General features: G+C 74.0%; 13 protein-coding genes. 6 read left to right on the forward strand and 7 right to left on the reverse strand.

Annotated elements, in window-relative coordinates; translation table 11 throughout:
* Positions 1 to 456: 456 nt before the first annotated feature.
* The 3 genes from ACZ34W_RS19945 to ACZ34W_RS19955 are packed head-to-tail and all read right to left on the reverse strand — an operon-like array spanning position 457 to position 2,161.
* Complete coding sequence (locus ACZ34W_RS19945) at positions 457 to 846, reverse strand: roadblock/LC7 domain-containing protein (RefSeq protein WP_329485338.1); 390 nt, start codon at positions 844 to 846, stop codon at positions 457 to 459.
* Positions 843 to 1,805: a hypothetical protein gene (locus tag ACZ34W_RS19950; RefSeq protein WP_465605818.1), complete on the reverse strand. Its 963-nt coding sequence runs from the start codon at positions 1,803 to 1,805 to the stop codon at positions 843 to 845. The genes ACZ34W_RS19945 and ACZ34W_RS19950 overlap by 4 nt, the downstream gene beginning before the upstream one ends.
* Positions 1,802 to 2,161 (reverse strand): hypothetical protein, encoded by a 360-nt coding sequence (locus tag ACZ34W_RS19955; RefSeq protein ID WP_329485341.1) that lies wholly within the window; start codon positions 2,159 to 2,161, stop codon positions 1,802 to 1,804. Before ACZ34W_RS19955 ends, ACZ34W_RS19950 begins: the two co-directional genes overlap by 4 nt.
* Before the next feature lie 144 nt (positions 2,162 to 2,305).
* Between ACZ34W_RS19955 and ACZ34W_RS19960 the strand changes: the two genes are divergently transcribed.
* A complete protein-coding gene (locus tag ACZ34W_RS19960; RefSeq protein ID WP_465605821.1) occupies positions 2,306 to 2,671 on the forward strand; it encodes a hypothetical protein in 366 nt (121 codons plus the stop codon).
* 875 nt (positions 2,672 to 3,546) lie between these two features.
* Here the strand turns inward: ACZ34W_RS19960 and ACZ34W_RS19965 are convergent.
* From ACZ34W_RS19965 to ACZ34W_RS19980, 4 genes are all read right to left on the reverse strand, one after another.
* Positions 3,547 to 5,325 carry a methyltransferase gene (locus ACZ34W_RS19965; RefSeq protein ID WP_465605823.1) on the reverse strand — a complete coding sequence of 593 codons (1,779 nt, stop codon included), beginning with the start codon at positions 5,323 to 5,325 and terminating at the stop codon, positions 3,547 to 3,549.
* A gap of 176 nt (positions 5,326 to 5,501) precedes the next feature.
* Positions 5,502 to 6,683 (reverse strand): 4-hydroxybenzoate 3-monooxygenase, encoded by a 1,182-nt coding sequence (locus tag ACZ34W_RS19970; protein WP_465605825.1) that lies wholly within the window; start codon positions 6,681 to 6,683, stop codon positions 5,502 to 5,504.
* A 237-nt stretch (positions 6,684 to 6,920) separates the two neighbouring features.
* Complete coding sequence (locus tag ACZ34W_RS19975) at positions 6,921 to 7,064, reverse strand: pyrimidine/purine nucleoside phosphorylase (RefSeq protein ID WP_465605827.1); 144 nt, start codon at positions 7,062 to 7,064, stop codon at positions 6,921 to 6,923.
* Positions 7,065 to 7,332: 268 nt separating this feature from the next.
* On the reverse strand, positions 7,333 to 8,283 hold the full coding sequence (locus ACZ34W_RS19980; RefSeq protein ID WP_465605829.1) for a hypothetical protein: 951 nt from the start codon (positions 8,281 to 8,283) through the stop codon (positions 7,333 to 7,335).
* Positions 8,284 to 8,677: 394 nt separating this feature from the next.
* Here ACZ34W_RS19980 and ACZ34W_RS19985 point away from each other — a divergent pair, with 394 nt between their 5' ends.
* The 5 genes from ACZ34W_RS19985 to menC all read left to right on the forward strand — a co-directional run bounded on the left by ACZ34W_RS19985 (position 8,678) and on the right by menC (position 15,580).
* On the forward strand, positions 8,678 to 10,459 hold the full coding sequence (locus ACZ34W_RS19985; RefSeq protein WP_465605831.1) for a penicillin-binding transpeptidase domain-containing protein: 1,782 nt from the start codon (positions 8,678 to 8,680) through the stop codon (positions 10,457 to 10,459).
* 151 nt (positions 10,460 to 10,610) lie between these two features.
* Positions 10,611 to 12,299, forward strand: coding sequence for a PucR family transcriptional regulator (locus ACZ34W_RS19990; protein ID WP_465605833.1), 1,689 nt, complete (start codon positions 10,611 to 10,613; stop codon positions 12,297 to 12,299).
* A gap of 256 nt (positions 12,300 to 12,555) precedes the next feature.
* Positions 12,556 to 13,638, forward strand: a complete 1,083-nt coding sequence (locus ACZ34W_RS19995; RefSeq protein ID WP_465605849.1) for a M20 family metallopeptidase — start codon at positions 12,556 to 12,558, stop codon at positions 13,636 to 13,638.
* Positions 13,635 to 14,480 carry a GNAT family N-acetyltransferase gene (locus ACZ34W_RS20000; RefSeq protein WP_465605835.1) on the forward strand — a complete coding sequence of 282 codons (846 nt, stop codon included), beginning with the start codon at positions 13,635 to 13,637 and terminating at the stop codon, positions 14,478 to 14,480. The genes ACZ34W_RS19995 and ACZ34W_RS20000 overlap by 4 nt, the downstream gene beginning before the upstream one ends.
* Positions 14,477 to 15,580 carry an o-succinylbenzoate synthase gene (gene menC / locus ACZ34W_RS20005; RefSeq protein ID WP_465605837.1) on the forward strand — a complete coding sequence of 368 codons (1,104 nt, stop codon included), beginning with the start codon at positions 14,477 to 14,479 and terminating at the stop codon, positions 15,578 to 15,580. The genes ACZ34W_RS20000 and menC overlap by 4 nt, the downstream gene beginning before the upstream one ends.
* The last annotated feature ends 167 nt before the right edge of the window (positions 15,581 to 15,747 follow it).

A 15,747-nucleotide genomic window follows, 5' to 3' on the forward strand; every position in this document is an offset into this window, starting at 1 on the left:
CTTCGACGCCCGCGGCCGCCGACATCACCATCGCCTCAATGCCACCTGGAGCAGCACGTGCGCAACCGGCAGACACTCACCGGCGGCGGCCCCGCCGCCACGCGGTCCGTCCCCGCCATCCCCTCGACGCTTCGCCCCGGCGTCACCGGTTCACCGGCCGCGCACCGGCCCCTGAGTACGCCCATCCCGAGTCTGCTCCTCAAGAGGATCACCGCCGGTGCCCGCCGCGTCGCCGGGCACCCCCGCGAAGCGCACTGAACCCCCGCACGACGCACCGCCCGCGGGTCGCACCCGATCTGGGGAGCCGCCGCGGCTCCCCCACCGCTCGCCGTCCCGGGCGGACCGGGCGCAGCGTCCACGCCGACCGGGCCGGCGGTCGGTGCGGGAGGTCCCCTCCGGGGTGCCGGAACACCGGCGCCTGCGGGAACGGCCGTGTTCCGGCACCCCGGGCCCGCTTCAGACCGCGGGCACCAGCCCGAGCAACTCGCCCAGCCGGCGGAGCGTAGCGGGCGACGTCACGTGCAGGGTGGCGAGGTCGAGGCCCTCGTCACCCAGGACCGTCAGCAGGGCCTGATCACCGATCGCCATCACCACCACGTAGCCACCGTGGCAACGGCTGACCACCTCGCGCAGCCCGCCCACGCCCACCTCGAACGCGGTGCGCCTGCCGAGGCCGAGCATGGCGGCCGACAGCGCCGCGGCCGACTCGGGGTGGACGGTGGCCGTGTCGGCGGCCACCAGGAGGCCGTCCACGGTGGAGATGAGGCTCTCCGAGACGCCTGTGACCGCGTCGCGGAGGGCCTGCAATTCGGCGACCAGCACGGCGGTCGGTATCTGGCTGCTCATGGCGCGCTCTTCTCTGTCGTCTCGGTTCGCTCGGCAGGGTGCTCGTTCGATGGGCTGTCGGAAGCGAGCGGCGCTCCCTCGGACCGGGTCGGCCTCCGGAGGGTGCTGCTCCGGCTCCCCTCACCCGGCAGGCGGCGCGGCAGCGGTCCGACCGGGGCCGTGGACGGCCCGCTCCGGGCCGTCCGTGGGGCAACGCTCGGGGCCATGGGAACGCCGGACACCGGCTCCCGGTGGAGCAGGTGCAGGGCGTCCATCCGGGCGACGTCGAGCAGCACCGCGAACACCCCGCGCCCCAGGGCGAATCCGATGTCGCGCGCGGTGCGCCGGCCGGTGGCCGCGTCGAGGACGTCCCGGTAGCGGACGGGGATCCGCGGACCCTCGGCGCCGAGCAGGGCCGCGGGCCGGATCCGGGTGCGGGCCAGCTCACCGGGCGGGCGTCCCGTGAGACGGTCGAGCAGCGCCGTCCGACGTGTGGTCTCCTCGAAGAGCCGCTGCGGCGTGATTCCCGGACGCAGCGCGATCCTGGCGGGCGGGGACGCTTCGACGGTCTCCCGGACGCCGGGCCCGGCGAGCGCCAGGGCGAAGGCGCCGTCGACGACGGCGGCGGCGCAGACGACGTCGAGTTCGGCCGTGCCGATCACCCCCCGGGCGATCAGGACGGCACCGAGGTCGCGGTCCCGGGCCGCGGCGGCGGCGTTCGCGTCGACGCCGGAGACGGCTGTCTCGGCCGCCACCCAGGCGGACTCGTGGACGCGGCCCGATCTCAGTAGCAGCGATTCGACGGACGGGGCTCCGGGGGTCTCGACGGCCGTGACGAGCCCCTGTTCCAGGTGGATCGTGCCGCCCGGTGCTCCGGAGAGCACGACCGAGCCGGTGAAGCCCTCGCTGTGCAGGGCGAGCAGGTGCGCGGGGACGCCACGGACGCCGGGCCGCTCGGAAGGGCCGGGCAGGCCGGTCACGTCAGCAAGTCCGCTGCTCTGTGCGCGGTCTGGTGGACCGCCAGCGCCAGGTTGGTCCGTCCCCGGTCGAGCACGGTCGCCAGCAGCAGGGGGTCGCCGTGCCGGGGCACCACCTGGACGACCTCGTGGTGGCGAGTGCTGGTGACCACCACGCTCTCCAACTCGCCCGTCGCCCCGGCGGCGAACAGCCGGTCGCCGATCAGCTGGGCCAGCTCGGCGAGTTCGACGCCGGACCCGAGCAGTCGGTGGTCTCCGGCGGAGCCGTAGCCGAGGCCGGTGACGGCGTCGACGAGAACGGCACCGACCACCCCGGGAACGCCGAGCACATCGGAGAGGGAAGCTTCGAGCGCGCGCACTTGGACCCCTTCGCGTTCTGAACTCCAGGCAGCGTACATTACTCCGACCACTATTAGCAGGGTGACACCGACGGGTGATTCCTTGCTATTTTGTTGCCCCACAGGGGAGTTCCGCCCGGACGCCGACCAAGGGACGATCAGCGCATGAACATTGACGACGCACTCAGGGACGCGATGAAGCTCGAAGGCGCCATCGGCGTGGCTCTGGCCGACTTCGACAGCGGTATGTCGCTCGGGTTTCTCGGCGGCAACCGGCAACTCGACCTGGAGGTCGCGGCCGCCGCCAACACCGAGGTCGTCCGCTCCAAGGTCAAGGCCCTGGCCGCGCTGTCGATCGACGACGCCATCGAGGACATCCTGATAACCCTCGGCACCCAGTACCACCTGATCCGCCCGCTGGCCCGTAGCCGCGGGTCGCTCTTCCTCTATCTGGCACTGGACCGTTCGCATGCCAATCTTGCCCTGGCCCGGCACGGCCTCAAGCGCATCGAGGCCAACCTCGACGTCTAGTCCACACCCGGCCGGTGGGGCGGAGCCCCGCCCCACCGGAGCCGCCCGCACAAGCGGCACACCGCGCGGGCAAGGCGAGCACCGGGGCACGCCATTCGGGAATCTGCCGCCTTTTCCTCGGGGCACATCGACCCCGGAAACGAATCACCGTTCAACAACTCCGCCGTAGCAGCCCCCGGGGATTCTCCTGAATTCGCGCGCACCGGAACGGCGGCACGAAGAAGGGCATTGTGGAATTCGGCTCGGCCACGCTCCAGAAAGAACACGGCCGAGCCGCCGCCCGCCCCTTCCGGCCGCGCCAGAATCCAGATGCCACACCCGCTTACGGAAGAGCGGGACGTTCTCCTTGAGTGCGAGGATCCCCGTCGGCCGCTCTGACAAGAAAGAGCGGTAAGTCCGCGTCGGCGCCCGCGGCGTTGCCGAATCGTTATCGGACCGGACGGGCAGCACCTGTACTGCCACGGCCCGGTGTCGCGCCGTCACCGCCACTCACCGGGGCACCGGCCGTTCGGGAGACCGGTCGGAGCGGCGCCGACGACCTCCCCCATGAACATCGGCCCCGCGCGGCCGTTCGATCACGCGGCGGCCGACCCCGGGCGTCCTCACCGGCCTCCATGCCACCCGACGACGCGGCCCGCTGTCGCCAGGTCCTGCGCGACAGCGGGCCGGAACGTCCGACACCTCACGGACGACGCCCCTACGGCACCGAACCGTCCTTCGTGAACGCGAGACCGCCTCCCTCTCTCGGCACCGACAGCGGGGACCACGACCTCTCCGCGCCACGCGCGCGTGCCCCCGGGGCCGCCGGGCACCGCGTCGCCGAGCGGCCCGGGGGGCGGCACGCGCGCCGTGGGCCGTGCACCAGGGGCTTTCGGCTACCCGGCGGTCAGACCGCGCGGGGCCGGCACCCCGGCCTTGCGCGCGTGCAGCAGGGTGCCGCCGAGCGGCAGCGGCGAGTCGTCGACGGGTTCGAGGCCCGCGTCGGCCAGCAGCCGGGCGAAGTGGTCGGCCCGGCGTTCGCGGCCGCCCGTGTTGCACATCATGTGGAGGTCCCACGCGGTGGCCAACGAGGTCGAACCGTCGGCCGGCAGGACCCGCTCGACGATGAGCAGGTCGGCGTGGGCGGGCATGGCCCGGGACACGTGGCGCAGGATGTCCCGGCAGCGCTCGTCGTCCCAGTCGTGCAGGACCCGGGAGAGCAGGTACACGTCCGCGCCCGGCGGTACGTCCGCGAAGTCGCCCGTGACGTACGTGCACCGCTCGCCGCAGCCCGCCGCGTCCAGCTGCCCGCGGGCGGCGGCGACGACGTGCGGGCGTTCCAGCAGGACGCCGCGCAGGCGGGGGTTGGCGGCCAGGACGCGTCCGAGCAGCTCGCCCGTCCCGCCGGCGATGTCGACGACGGTGCCGGGAACGGAGGCCCGGCCTGCGGCCAGGATCGCCGGATGTGCGGGGACCGGCTCGAACATCCGGGTGCTCGCGACCATCGACCGGTCGAACTGCTCGGCGAGTTCGGGGTCCCGGGCGAAGTGGTCGAAGTGGTTCTCGCCGAAGAGGTGGTCGAAGGCGGCCTCCCCGGTCCGCACGGTGTGCTCCAGTTCCGCGAAGGAGTGGTAGAACGGGCCGCCGTACATCAGTGCCAGCGGCCGCATCGACCCCGGGGCGTCCGCCCTCAGGAGCGCCCCGGTACCGGTGAGCCGGAAGCCGTCCGGGTGCTGCGCGACCACGTCCAGCATCACCAGGTAGCGCAGGAGGGTCGCGAGGCTCTGCGGGTGAGCGCCGATCCGGTCCGCCAGTGCCTCGGCGCCGGCTCCCGTGCGGGTGTCCAGGGCGTCGGGCAGCCCCAGCCGGGCGAACACCGCGAGGGCCTGGGTCGTCCAGGCCCCGGTGAGCAGGTGCAGCAGCGCTTCCGCTTCCCGGTGCGGATCGGCGGGCCCGTCCGGGCGGTCCTGCCCCCGGTCCTCGTCCGGCCCGGCGGGGTACCGGCCCAGGTGCGCGGCCAGGGTGTCCGGGTGGGCGCCCGCCACGTGGAGTTCCAGCCGCCGGTACCCGGTCCGCGACCCGGCCGGGGCGGTGAAGTACAGGACGGTGCCGTCCTCGTGCGGGTTGTAGCCGCCGCCGTCGGGGCTCGCGCCGTGCCGGGCGAGCAGCGCGCACAGGCCGTCCAGCACCAGCGGGTCCGTGGACTCGACCTCGAAGGCGAGGTGCGCCTCGTGCTGGGCGACCCGCTCGTGCGCGGCGAGCGCGGCCAGGCCGGAGCCCGGCGGGACGGTCAGCGCGAACACCTCGACCACCCGGCGCTCACCGAGCGGGCCGCGCAGCGGTGGCCGCAGGATCGCGACGTCCAGGCCCGCCGGGTCGTGGCCGTGCCGCAGTGCCAGCCGCTCGCGGACCACGGTGCTGGGCGTCGACGGCACGTCCACGGTCAGGTCGCAGGCGGCCAGTTGATCGTGCAGGGCGTCCCGGTCGGACGGGAAGACCAGGACCGCGGCGTGGGCGAAGCGGCAGTGGTCCGCCAGTGCCCGCAGCCGCGAGTCGGGGAGGCCGGGCAGCAGGAGGCGCAGCAGCGTGGTGCTGTCGTGTTCCCGGACGAAAGTGGCCGCCGCGAGGAGGCGGGTGACATCGTCGGTGTCCGGGGGCGTCATCGTGGTCGGCATGGTGCGGTTCCTTGTCCGGGTGTTCGGGAGTCCGGCGGGCGGCGGGCAGCCGACAGCGACCGGCCGGCTCGGAGCCGGGCGGAGCGTGGCGGGCGCGACGGGGCGGGCACAACGAGGTCGGGCGGAGCGGGGTCGGCCAGCGCGGGGCCGGGCGGAGCGGGGTGGAGCGGGAGGACTCAGACGCCGGTGTAGCTCTCGGCGAACCAGTCCTGGTGGGAGCGCGAGGTGCGCAGGGATTCGAGGCGCGAGCGGCGCAAGGATTCGTGGAAGAACGATTCGCCTATGGGAGCGGCGGGCTCGCGGTGCAGCAGCCGGATCATCCAGAGCGAGAACTCCTGCGCCCGCCAGATGTGCTCCAGGGCCTGCCGCGAGTACCGGTCCAGCGCCTCGGAGTCGCCGTGCGCGAGGTCGGCGATCAGGGCCCGGGCGAGGAGTTCCGCCTCCAGGACGGCCAGGTTGGCGCCCTTGGCGGCGGACGGGCTGATCAGGCTCGCGGCGTCCCCGGCCAGCAGGAGCGATCCGTGGCGCAGCGGTTCGATGACGTCGGACTCGAAGTCGACGACCCCGCGTTCGAGGATCCGGCCGCGGTGCAGCGGTCCGTGCTCGGCGGCGTACATCCGCGTGTCGAGTTCGTCCCAGATCCGCCCGTCGGACCAGTCTCCGGTCGCGGTGCCGCGCTCGCACTGCAGGTAGTAGCGGGTGACCTCCGGGGTGCGGGCCATGTGCCCGGCGAAGCCGCGGTCGTGGACGGCGTAGCCCACGGCGTCCAGGCTCGGCGGCGCCTCGGCGAGCAGGCCGAGCCAGGAGATCCCGTGGTCCCGGTGGTGGCGTACGGTGCCGGGCGGCAGGGAGCGCCGGGCCGCGCCGTGCCGGCCGTCGCAGCCGGCCACGTACCTGGCCTGCCACCGGGCGAGGCGGCCGTCCGCCTCCCGTACGGCGACGGTGGGGCGGGTGGTGCCCGTGTCGTGCACGGCGAGCGCCTCGGTCTCGAAGTGCACCCGCCCGCCTGCCTCCAGGTAGGACGTCAGCAGGTCGGAGACCAGGTACTGCTGGGGGTAGACGGTGTGCGGTTCGCGTCGGCCGAGGTTGCCGTAGTCCAGGCGGAAGCGGCCTTCGGCGGTGCGGAATTCGCAGGCGCCGTGCTGCTTGCCGTTGCGGTGCAGGCCTTCGGCCAGGCCGTGGCGGTCCAGGATCCGCAGGGTGTTGGGTGCGAGGAAGCCCGCGCGCGCCCGGGTCTGTACGCGGGTGCGGTCGGTGCGTTCCAGGACCACGCAGTCGATTCCGCCGCGCTGGAGCAGATTGGCCAGCAGGAGACCGGCCGGGCCCGCCCCGAGGATCACGACGTCGGCCGACTGCACTGCCGTTATGTTGCTCTGACTGTTCGTCACAAGAAGTGGATCATAGTCACCGATCTGCGACCGCCATGGCGCCGGTAACCCGAATTGGCCAATAGGATGACAATCTTTACGCCAGCCACAGAAATCGGCGCGTGGCCGTCATATTCGCCGTCGCGAGGAAATCGTGCGGCAACGGCGGCGCCCCGGGGGGAGGCGCCGCCGTTGCCGCTCCGCCGGAACGGGTGGTCCGGGGCGGTGTCAGTCGCGGTACTCGCAGAGGTAGGCCGTGTCGGCTTCGACCTTGAGCTGGAACTTGCTGTCCGCCGGGACGTCGAAGCGCTCGCCGGTCCGGAAGGTCTCCCAGGAGGGCAGGCCCACGTAGTAGCCTCGGCGACCCGCCACCGCATCGGCGGACCGCCCCGGGCGCAGGCGTCCCCGAAGAGGCCACGGGCCCGCTCCCGGTCCTCGATCCCACCCTCCGTCAGAACCCGTCAGCCGCACCGGAAGAACTCCTCGCCGCCGCCGTCGGGGAGCGGCGGAGTCCTCGTCTCACCCGTGCGCCCATGCCTACCACCACCCACCGACAGGGACCTGCCCCCGGCAGGCCGGGCACGGCAAGGCCCCGGAGGGCGGGCGCCACCGTCGGCGCCCGCCCTCCGGGGTCGATGGGTCAGTCCCAGGGGTTGGCCGACTGGCCGCTGATGGCGGTCCAGAAGCGGGTGTTGGCGGGCAGGTTACCGTTGGCCCACAGGCCCCAGCCGGTGCCGTCGTGGAACTCGGCCATCCGGAAGCCGGTGCCGAAGGCGGTCGCGCACTTCTGGTCGGCGACGGCGCGGCTGGTCAGCTCGTAGCCGGGCAGCGCCGGGGTGACCTTCACCTCGCCGCCGGCCCAGCTGTGGAAGCCGCTGGTGGGGACGCCCGCCGGAGCCGGGCGGCCGTCCTGCCTGATGCAGAGCACCGGCAGCACGGCGTTCGCCGCGGTGTCACCGTTGTACGGGTCGCTGTTGGTCAGGTTGTCGAAGCCGACGTGCACCACGTTGTCGGCGCGCTGCTCCAGGGTGCCCCAGGTCATGCCCTTGTGCTGGCCCGGAGGAGCGCTGAAGATCGCCTCGTAGGTGCTGCGGTAGACGTCCCACTGCTGGTAGCTCCCGCCGTCACAGCCCCTCATGACCAGCTTCCAACCCCCGAAGTTCTTGCGCGAGTTGTCCAGGCAGTCCGACGTGCCCACGTTCTTCAGCCGCAGGCCGACCAGGTCGTAGAGGGCCGGCTCCGCCTCGAACGGGGTGATCTCCCACTGCTGCCTGGTGTAGCCCGCCACGCAGCCGGTGGTCATCGGCAGGTCGTCGGCCGTCAGACAGAGGACGCCGTCCGGGCTGCTGGTGGTGACGGTGAACCGCTCGGGGTAGCCCGGGACGCGCTTGACCACCCACATGCCGGGGTTGTCGGACGGAGCGCAGGGGTGCATGTCCTGGATCCCCGACCTCGCGTCGGGGCAGCGCTGGGAGTACTGGTTGAACAGGACCGACGCCGGGGTGTCGGCGGACGCGCCGCCCGGCAGCAGGAGCAGCCCGGTGAGGGCGAGCAGGATCGCGAGCAGGGTACGCCTGAGGGATACGAGCAAGAGTGCCTCCGGAAGCCGTCGGTACGGGGAATGCCGGATCCTGCGCGGGAACGCCCCTTCGCAGTGGCCGGCCACGCGCCAGTTTGTCCGTACGCAGCCAAGGCCGGTATCCCAGCCTTCTGGGATACCCGCCGGACGGCGACCGGTGCCGCACGGGCCCCGCGACGCCCCCCGCGGACAGGCCTCGCCGCCGATCGGCCGCGACACCCCGAGGGCCCTCTGGCGACACCGATGGCACCCTTGCGCATACGAAGGGAGGCCTCCCCGCCGCCGGTCGCCGAGCCCGGCCCGCCTATGCTGGACGCCGCCCGAGCCGTCCGGCCGCCACGGCGGCCGAGCGGAGCGGAACGACGGGGGAACGGACCCGTGACCGGGGACCAACGGGGGGAACGCAGTGCCAGCAGAACACGAGGAATCCGGCGCGTACGCCGACGACCACGGGTCGGACCCCGAGTCCATCGGGAACCCGCCCGGCCACACCGAGTACGCGGACGACGCCGAGGACACCGAGGACGAGGAACCGCCGCGCCGCTCCGCCGGACGCCGGGTCTGGCAGGGCGCGCTGGCGGCAGCCGTCGTGGGGCTGCTGGCCGCCGGCGGGTACGGGGCATACAACGTGGTGAACGCCGTGACGGGCAACGGCCCGGCGGCCGGCGACCACCAGGAGTCCCCGGCCGCGGCCGCGTCGGCGCAGCCGGCGCCGACCGCCGCGGAGGCCGACGCCGTGGCGAAGGACTTCCTGGCGGCCTGGGGCCGTGGGGACGTCACGGCCGCGGCGGCGCTCACCGACCGCCAGGAGACCGCGCGGACCGCCCTGGCGGCGTTCCGCGACGCGGTGAAGCCGCGCTCGTTGACCTTGGCCGGGACCGGCCCGGTGGCGTCCGCGACGCCGAGCGAGCCCGCGGTGGGCTTCCGGGCGAAGGCGGAGTTCGAGGGCACCGCGGAGGCCTGGGAGTACGAGAGCGCGCTGACGGTGCTGCGGGCGGCCGACGGGCGGGTCGCGGTGCGCTGGTCGCCGCACGTGATCCACCCGCATCTCGACGCGGGCGAGACGATCGGCATCAAGCTGCTGCCCGATCCGGTGGCGAAGCCGGTCGACCGGAACGGCAAGCCGCTCGACGCGTTCCCGTCGCTCAGGAGCGTGCTTCCCCAGATCACCCCGGCCCAGGGCGGGTCCACCGTCGACGGGCAGGCCGTGGTGATCTCCGACGGCGGCGCGAAGGCACCGGAGCAGCTGTTCGTGCTCACCCCGGCGAACGCGCCGGAGGTCAGGCTCACCCTGGACGCCGGCCTCCAGCAGGTGGCCGAGGAGGCGGTGAAGAAGCAGGCCGCGGGCGGGAAGCCGGCCTCGCTGGTCGCCGTCCAGCCGAGCACCGGCCACATCCTCGCCCTCGCCTACTCCTCTCCGGACGGGTTCAACCGCGCGGTCGGCGGCGGGCAGCCGCCGGGGTCCACGATGAAGGTGATCACCTCCGCCGCCCTGCTCCAGGCCGGGGTCGGGCCGGACACCGTGGTGCCGTGCAAGGAGACCACCAACTCCCCGCGCGCCTGGCACAACGACGAGCCCGGCGACTTCCCCGGCTACACCCTGACCGACGACTTCACCCGCTCCTGCAACACCGGGTTCATCGACAAGGGCCTGGAGAAGCTGCAGCTCGGGACGGTGCCCGAGGTCGCCCGCGACCAGTTCGGCCTCGGCCTGGAGTGGCACATCGGCATCCCGAGCAGGGACGCCACCATCCCGGTGCCGAAGAGCAAGGACGAGGCGGCCGCCACCTTCATCGGCCAGGGCCAGATCCAGGTGAACTCGCTGCTGATGGCCTCGGTCGCGGCCACCGTGCAGAGCGGAACGTTCCGCCAGCCCGTCCTGGTGCCGGACGCGAAGCGGGTGACGGCCCCCGGCAGGCTTCCCGAGGGCGTCGCGCGGGACCTGCGGGCGATGATGGCGAAGACCGCGACCCAGGGCACCGCGCGGGCACCGATGTCCGGACTGTCGGGGCGGATCGGCGCCAAGACCGGCACCGTCGAGGCCGGTGCCGGCAAGGGCACCAACAGCTGGTTCATCGCCTACCGCGACGACCTCGCGGTGGCGGCCGAGGTCGAGGGCGGCGGCCACGGCAACAGCGCGGCCGGCGTGGCCGCGGCCGAGGTCCTGAAGGCCGGCGGCAAGGGCTGACACCGTCGGTCGGTCCGGTGCCGGCACCGGACCCGTCGAACAGCCCACCCCCTCGTTCGTCCCGGGCGACGAACGCGGGGGCTTAGCCTTGTCCGCAGGTACCGAGCGGGGGGCGCGGTCAGGCCCCTAACCTGCGGAGATGATCAGGCACATGGCGACGCACTCCGCCGGCGGCCTGGGCCGGGTACTGCGGGACCTCGGCCCGACGCTGCTCGACCTGCTGCACGGCGACGTCGGCCTGGCCCCGGAGATCGGCGGCGTGGGGATCCACGACCCGTACGACGAGCAGCAGTACCCGCCGCGGGCCATCGTGCTCGGGGCCGGCGTCCGGGGCTCCGAGGAGATCGTCCGGCTGCTGCACGAACTGGCGACCCACCGCGTCGCGGCCCTGGTCGTACGGGGGCCCGTCGGGAGCGGGCCGGTCGAGGAAGACGAGGCACTCGCGCGGGCGGTGTCCGAGACCGGGATACCCCTGCTCGCCCTGACCCGCGGCGCCTCCTGGGCCCAGTTGGCGGCGATGCTGCGCACCCTGCTGGCCGAGGGCGACATCGGGGACAGCGGCGGGCAGACCCTGGGAGGGGTGCCCTCGGGCGACCTGTTCGCCCTGGCGAACGCCGTCGCCACCCTGCTGGACGCGCCTATCACCATCGAGGACCGCTGCCAGCGCATCCTGGCCTTCTCCGGCCGCCAGGACGAAGCGGACCCCGCCCGGGTGGCCACCATCCTGGCCCGCCGGGTCCCCGACCGGTACGTGCGGCTCATGGAGAGCCGCGGCGTCTTCCGGGAGATCTACCGCAGCGAGGACCCGGTGCGGATCGCACCGGCGGCGGTCGGCGAGGGCGAGACGGCACTGCCGCGCGTGGCGATCGCGGTACGGGCGGGCGACGAGGTGCTCGGCTCGGTGTGGGCCGCGGTCCGCGAACCGCTCACCCCCGCCAGGGAGGCCGCCTTCAAGGACGCCGCGAAGCTCGTCGCCCTGCACATGCTGCGCCACCGCGCCGGGGCCGACGCCGAGAACCGGCTGCGCACCGACCTGGTCACCACCGTGCTGGAGGGCGGGGCCGGCGCGCCCGACGCGCTCGGCCGGCTGGGACTGGCGAACGAGCCGACCCTCGTCATGGCCCTGGGGCTGGCACACCGCCCGGGTGAGGACCACGCCCACGTCACGGCGGAGCGGCAGCGCCTGGCCGGCGCGCTGGCCATCCACCTCACCGCCGTCCAGCCGCGTTCGGCGGTGGCCCTCCTGGGCGACGTGGCCTACGCGCTGTTCCCGGTGCGGGGCGAGGCGGCCCATCGGTGCGAGCGTGCCGTACAGGTGGCCTCGGACTTCCTGGAGCGGACCGGGAACCGGACGGGCGCGGTCATCGGCATCGGGTCGGTGGCGGAGGAGTCCACCGCCCTGGCGCGGTCCAGGACGAACGCCGACCGCGCGCTGCGGGTGCTGTTCGAGCGGCGGTCGGGCGCGGGGGTCGCGTCGATCACGGACGTCAACACCGACGCGCTGCTGCTGGAGCTGCGCGACCTCGCCGCCACCCACGGCGACGAACTGTCCGCGCCACTGGCCCGGTTGGTGGCCTACGACGCCAAGCACAACGCCCACCTCGTCGAGACGCTGCGGGCGTGGCTGGACGCCTTCGGCGACGTGATCGCCGCCTCGGCGAGCGTGTACGTCCACCCCAACACCTTCCGCTACCGGATCCGCCGGGTGGCCGAGGTGGGGTGCCTGGACCTGCAGGACCCGGCCGCCCGGTTCGCGGCGATGCTGCAACTGCGCCTGATGCCCTCGCAGCGCGGTGGTGCGGACCCCGCCTCAGGAGCGGGCGCCACCGGCTCCGGCTGACCGCCCGGGTGCCCGGGCGCTGCCGCCTCCGGCGCCGTGTCCGGCGCACCGCGGCGTCCGGGCTCTTGGGTCCCGCGTACGAACGGGCCGTCCACGTTGTGACGGGACGACGAACGCGCGGCCGTCGGCACTGCCTAGCGTGGGTGTCACCCCACCCCAGGAGGACCCTCCCGTGCCGGCCGACCTCGGAACCCCGCCCCTGCCCGCGCCCCCGCCCGCGCCCCCGCCCGCAGACCTCGCGCCGGAGCTCGACGCGATGCTCGCCGACCTGGAAGAGCTCGTGACCTGCGAGTCGTACTCCGCCGACCACCAGGCGGTGGCCCGCAGCGCCCGGGTCGTCGCCGCCCAGGGGGCCCGCCTGCTCGGCGCCCCCGCCCGGCTGCTGGTGAACGGCGGCGTCACCCACGTCCAGTGGACCTTCGGAACGCCCCGCGTCCTGCTGCTCGGCCACCACGACACCGTCTGGCCGGTCGGCTCGCTCAGGACCCACCCGTGGTCCGTGGCGGACGGCATCGCGCGCGGACCCGGCGTCTTCGACATGAAGGCCGGCCTGGTCCAGATGTTCCACGCCCTCGCCTCCCTCCCCACGCTCGACGGGATCTGCGTGCTCGTCACCGGCGACGAGGAGGTCGGCTCCGCCACCTCGCGCACCCTCGTCGAGGAGACCGCCCGCCGCTGCTCCGCGGCCCTCGTCGCCGAGCCCTCCGCCGACGGCGGAGCGCTGAAGACCGCCCGCAAGGGCGTGTCGATCTACGACCTCACCGTGCACGGCCGCGCCGCGCACTCCGGACTCGAACCGCGGAAGGGCGTCAACGCGGCCGTCGAACTCGCCCACCAGGTCCTCGCGCTGCAGGACATCGCCGACACCGTGGTCGGGCGGACCGGGCCCGGCACCACCGTCACCCCGACCCTCCTGTCCGCGGGCACCACGAACAACACCGTCCCGGCCCGGGCCGACCTCAACATCGACGTCCGGGTCCCCAGCACCGCGGCGCAGGAGACGGTCGACCACCTCGTGCACACGCTCCGGCCCCACCTGCCCGGCGCGCGCCTCGACCTCCGGGGCGGCCCCAACCGCCCGCCCCTGGAGGCCACCGCCTCGGCCGCGCTGTTCACGCTGGCGGCCGAGCAGGCCGCCGCGCTCGGGCTCCCTCCCCTGCGGCAGGCCGCCGTCGGCGGGGCCTCCGACGGCAACTACACCGCCGGCGTCGGATGCCCCACCCTCGACGGCCTCGGAGCCGTCGGCGACGGCGCCCACGCCGACCACGAACACGTCCGCACCGCCGAGATGCCGCACCGCGCCCGCCTCCTGGCCCACCTCACCGGAGCCCTGCAATGACCGCGTTCCAGGTACGCGAACTCCACGACCTCAAGGACTTCGAGGACGTGAAGCGCCTCTACGCCGACATCTGGCGCACCGACAGCGGCGGCACACCCGTCCCGGTCGAGGTGATGCGCGCCCTCGCACACGCCGGCAACTACGTGGCCGGCGCGTACCGGGACGGCCACCTGGTCGGGGCGTCGATCGCCTTCCTCGCCACCCCGCCCGGCACCGCCCTGCACTCCCACATCACCGGCGCCGCCCCCGGCCGCGGCATCGGCCTGGCGCTGAAGCTCCACCAGCGCCGGTGGGCGCTCGAGCGCGGACTGCGGCGCATCACCTGGACCTACGACCCGCTGATCCGCCGCAACGCCTACTTCAACCTCGTCAAACTCGGCGCCCGGCCCACCGAGTACCTGGAGTCCTTCTACGGCCGCATGGACGACGCCATCAACGGCGGCGACGACTCCGACCGCGTCCTGGCGACCTGGGACCTGAGCGCCCCGCCGGTCACCGCGACCGTCGCCGGCACCTGCCCGCCCGTCACCGCGCCGCCCGGCACCGCTCACGCCGTCCGCGACCGCGACGGCCGGCCCGAGACCGGCCCGATCGACGCCGAGTGCGTCCTCATCGACCTCCCCGAGGACATCGAGGCGCTGCGCCGCACCGACCCCGGCGCGGCCCGGGCCTGGCGACTGGCCGTCCGCCACACCCTGGGCGAGCTGCTCGCCGACGGTGCCCGGGTCACCGGCCTCCACGACCGGCGCTCCTACCTCGTCCGACGCACCGGCGCCACCGCCCCGCGGACGCCCCTGACCACGACCCCCACCCCGACCCTCGCCAGGAGCCACCAGTCATGAAGATCTCCGGGATCGAACTCCGCCGGATCCAGCTGCCGCTCGTTTCTCCGTTCCGCACCTCCTTCGGCACCGAGACCGGCCGCGACGTCCTGCTGGTCCGCGTCGAGACCGCCGACGGCGAGGGCTGGGCCGAGTGCGCCGCGATGTCCGAGCCGCGCTACTGCTCCGAGTACGTCGACGGCGTCCAGGACGTCCTGCGCCGGTTCCTCGTCCCCGCGCTGCCCAAGGACGGCATCGACGCCCACACCGTCGGCCGGGTGCTGGAGCCCTTCACCGGCCACCGGATGGCCAAGTCGGCCCTGGAGACCGCCGTCCTGGACGCGCAGCTCCGGGCATCGGGCGAGTCCTTCGCCCAGTACCTCGGCGCCTCCCGCGACAGGGTCCCCTGCGGGGTCTCGGTCGGCATCATGGACTCGATCCCCGAACTCCTGGACGCCGTCGACGGCTACGTCGCCGAGGGCTACGCCCGGATCAAGCTGAAGATCGAACCCGGCTGGGACGTCGAGCCGGTCCGCGCGGTCCGCGAGCGCTTCGGCGACGACCTCCTCCTGCAGGTCGACGCCAACGCCGCCTACACCCTCGTCGACGCCCGGCAGCTCGCCGAACTCGACGCGTTCGACCTGCTCCTGATCGAGCAGCCGCTCGCCAACGACGACCTCGTGCAGCACGCCCGGCTGGCCGATCTGCTGAGGACCCCGATCTGCCTGGACGAATCCATCGAATCCGCCGCGGACGCCGCGGCCGCCATCTCGCTCGGCTCGTGCTCCGTCATCAACATCAAACCGGCCCGGGTCGGCGGCTACCTGGAGGCCCGCCGCATCCACGACCTGGCGCGCGCCCACGGCATACCCGTCTGGTGCGGCGGCATGCTGGAGACCGGCATCGGCCGGGCCGCCAACGTCGCCCTCGCCGCCCTCCCCGGCTTCACCCTGCCCGGCGACACCTCCGGCTCCCACCGCTACTTCGCCACCGACATCACCGAGCCGTTCGTCCTCGCCGACGGCCACCTCGCCGTCCCCACCGGCCCCGGCCTCGGCGTCGAACCCCTGCCCGACCTCCTGAAGGAGGTCACCACCTCCACCGAGTGGATCGCCCTGTAACCGAACGCGGGGAGGGTGTCCGGCCGATCGGTCGCGACGACCAGCGGCGGTGGTCCACCGGACCGGTGGACCACCCCCCCCCCGACCCGGGAACCCCCGGGCCCCCGGGCGCCCCCGGGGTGGTGCGCACCGGAGGCCCGGCCCCGCCCCGGGGCGCGGGGAGGCTC

This window comes from Kitasatospora sp. NPDC022856, from assembly GCF_055561235.1.

Bases quoted from the DNA above. Each gene is read 5' to 3' on its own strand.
- ACZ34W_RS19945 (WP_329485338.1), bottom strand. From the start codon at position 846: ATGAGCAGCCAGATACCGACCGCCGTGCTGGTCGCCGAATTGCAGGCC.
- ACZ34W_RS19960 (WP_465605821.1), top strand. From the start codon at position 2,306: ATGAACATTGACGACGCACTCAGGGACGCGATGAAGCTCGAAGGCGCC.
- ACZ34W_RS19965 (WP_465605823.1), bottom strand. From the start codon at position 5,325: ATGCCGACCACGATGACGCCCCCGGACACCGACGATGTCACCCGCCTC.
- ACZ34W_RS19990 (WP_465605833.1), top strand. From the start codon at position 10,611: ATGGCGACGCACTCCGCCGGCGGCCTGGGCCGGGTACTGCGGGACCTC.
- ACZ34W_RS19995 (WP_465605849.1), top strand. From the start codon at position 12,556: ATGCTCGCCGACCTGGAAGAGCTCGTGACCTGCGAGTCGTACTCCGCC.
- ACZ34W_RS20000 (WP_465605835.1), top strand. From the start codon at position 13,635: ATGACCGCGTTCCAGGTACGCGAACTCCACGACCTCAAGGACTTCGAG.
- menC (WP_465605837.1), top strand. From the start codon at position 14,477: ATGAAGATCTCCGGGATCGAACTCCGCCGGATCCAGCTGCCGCTCGTT.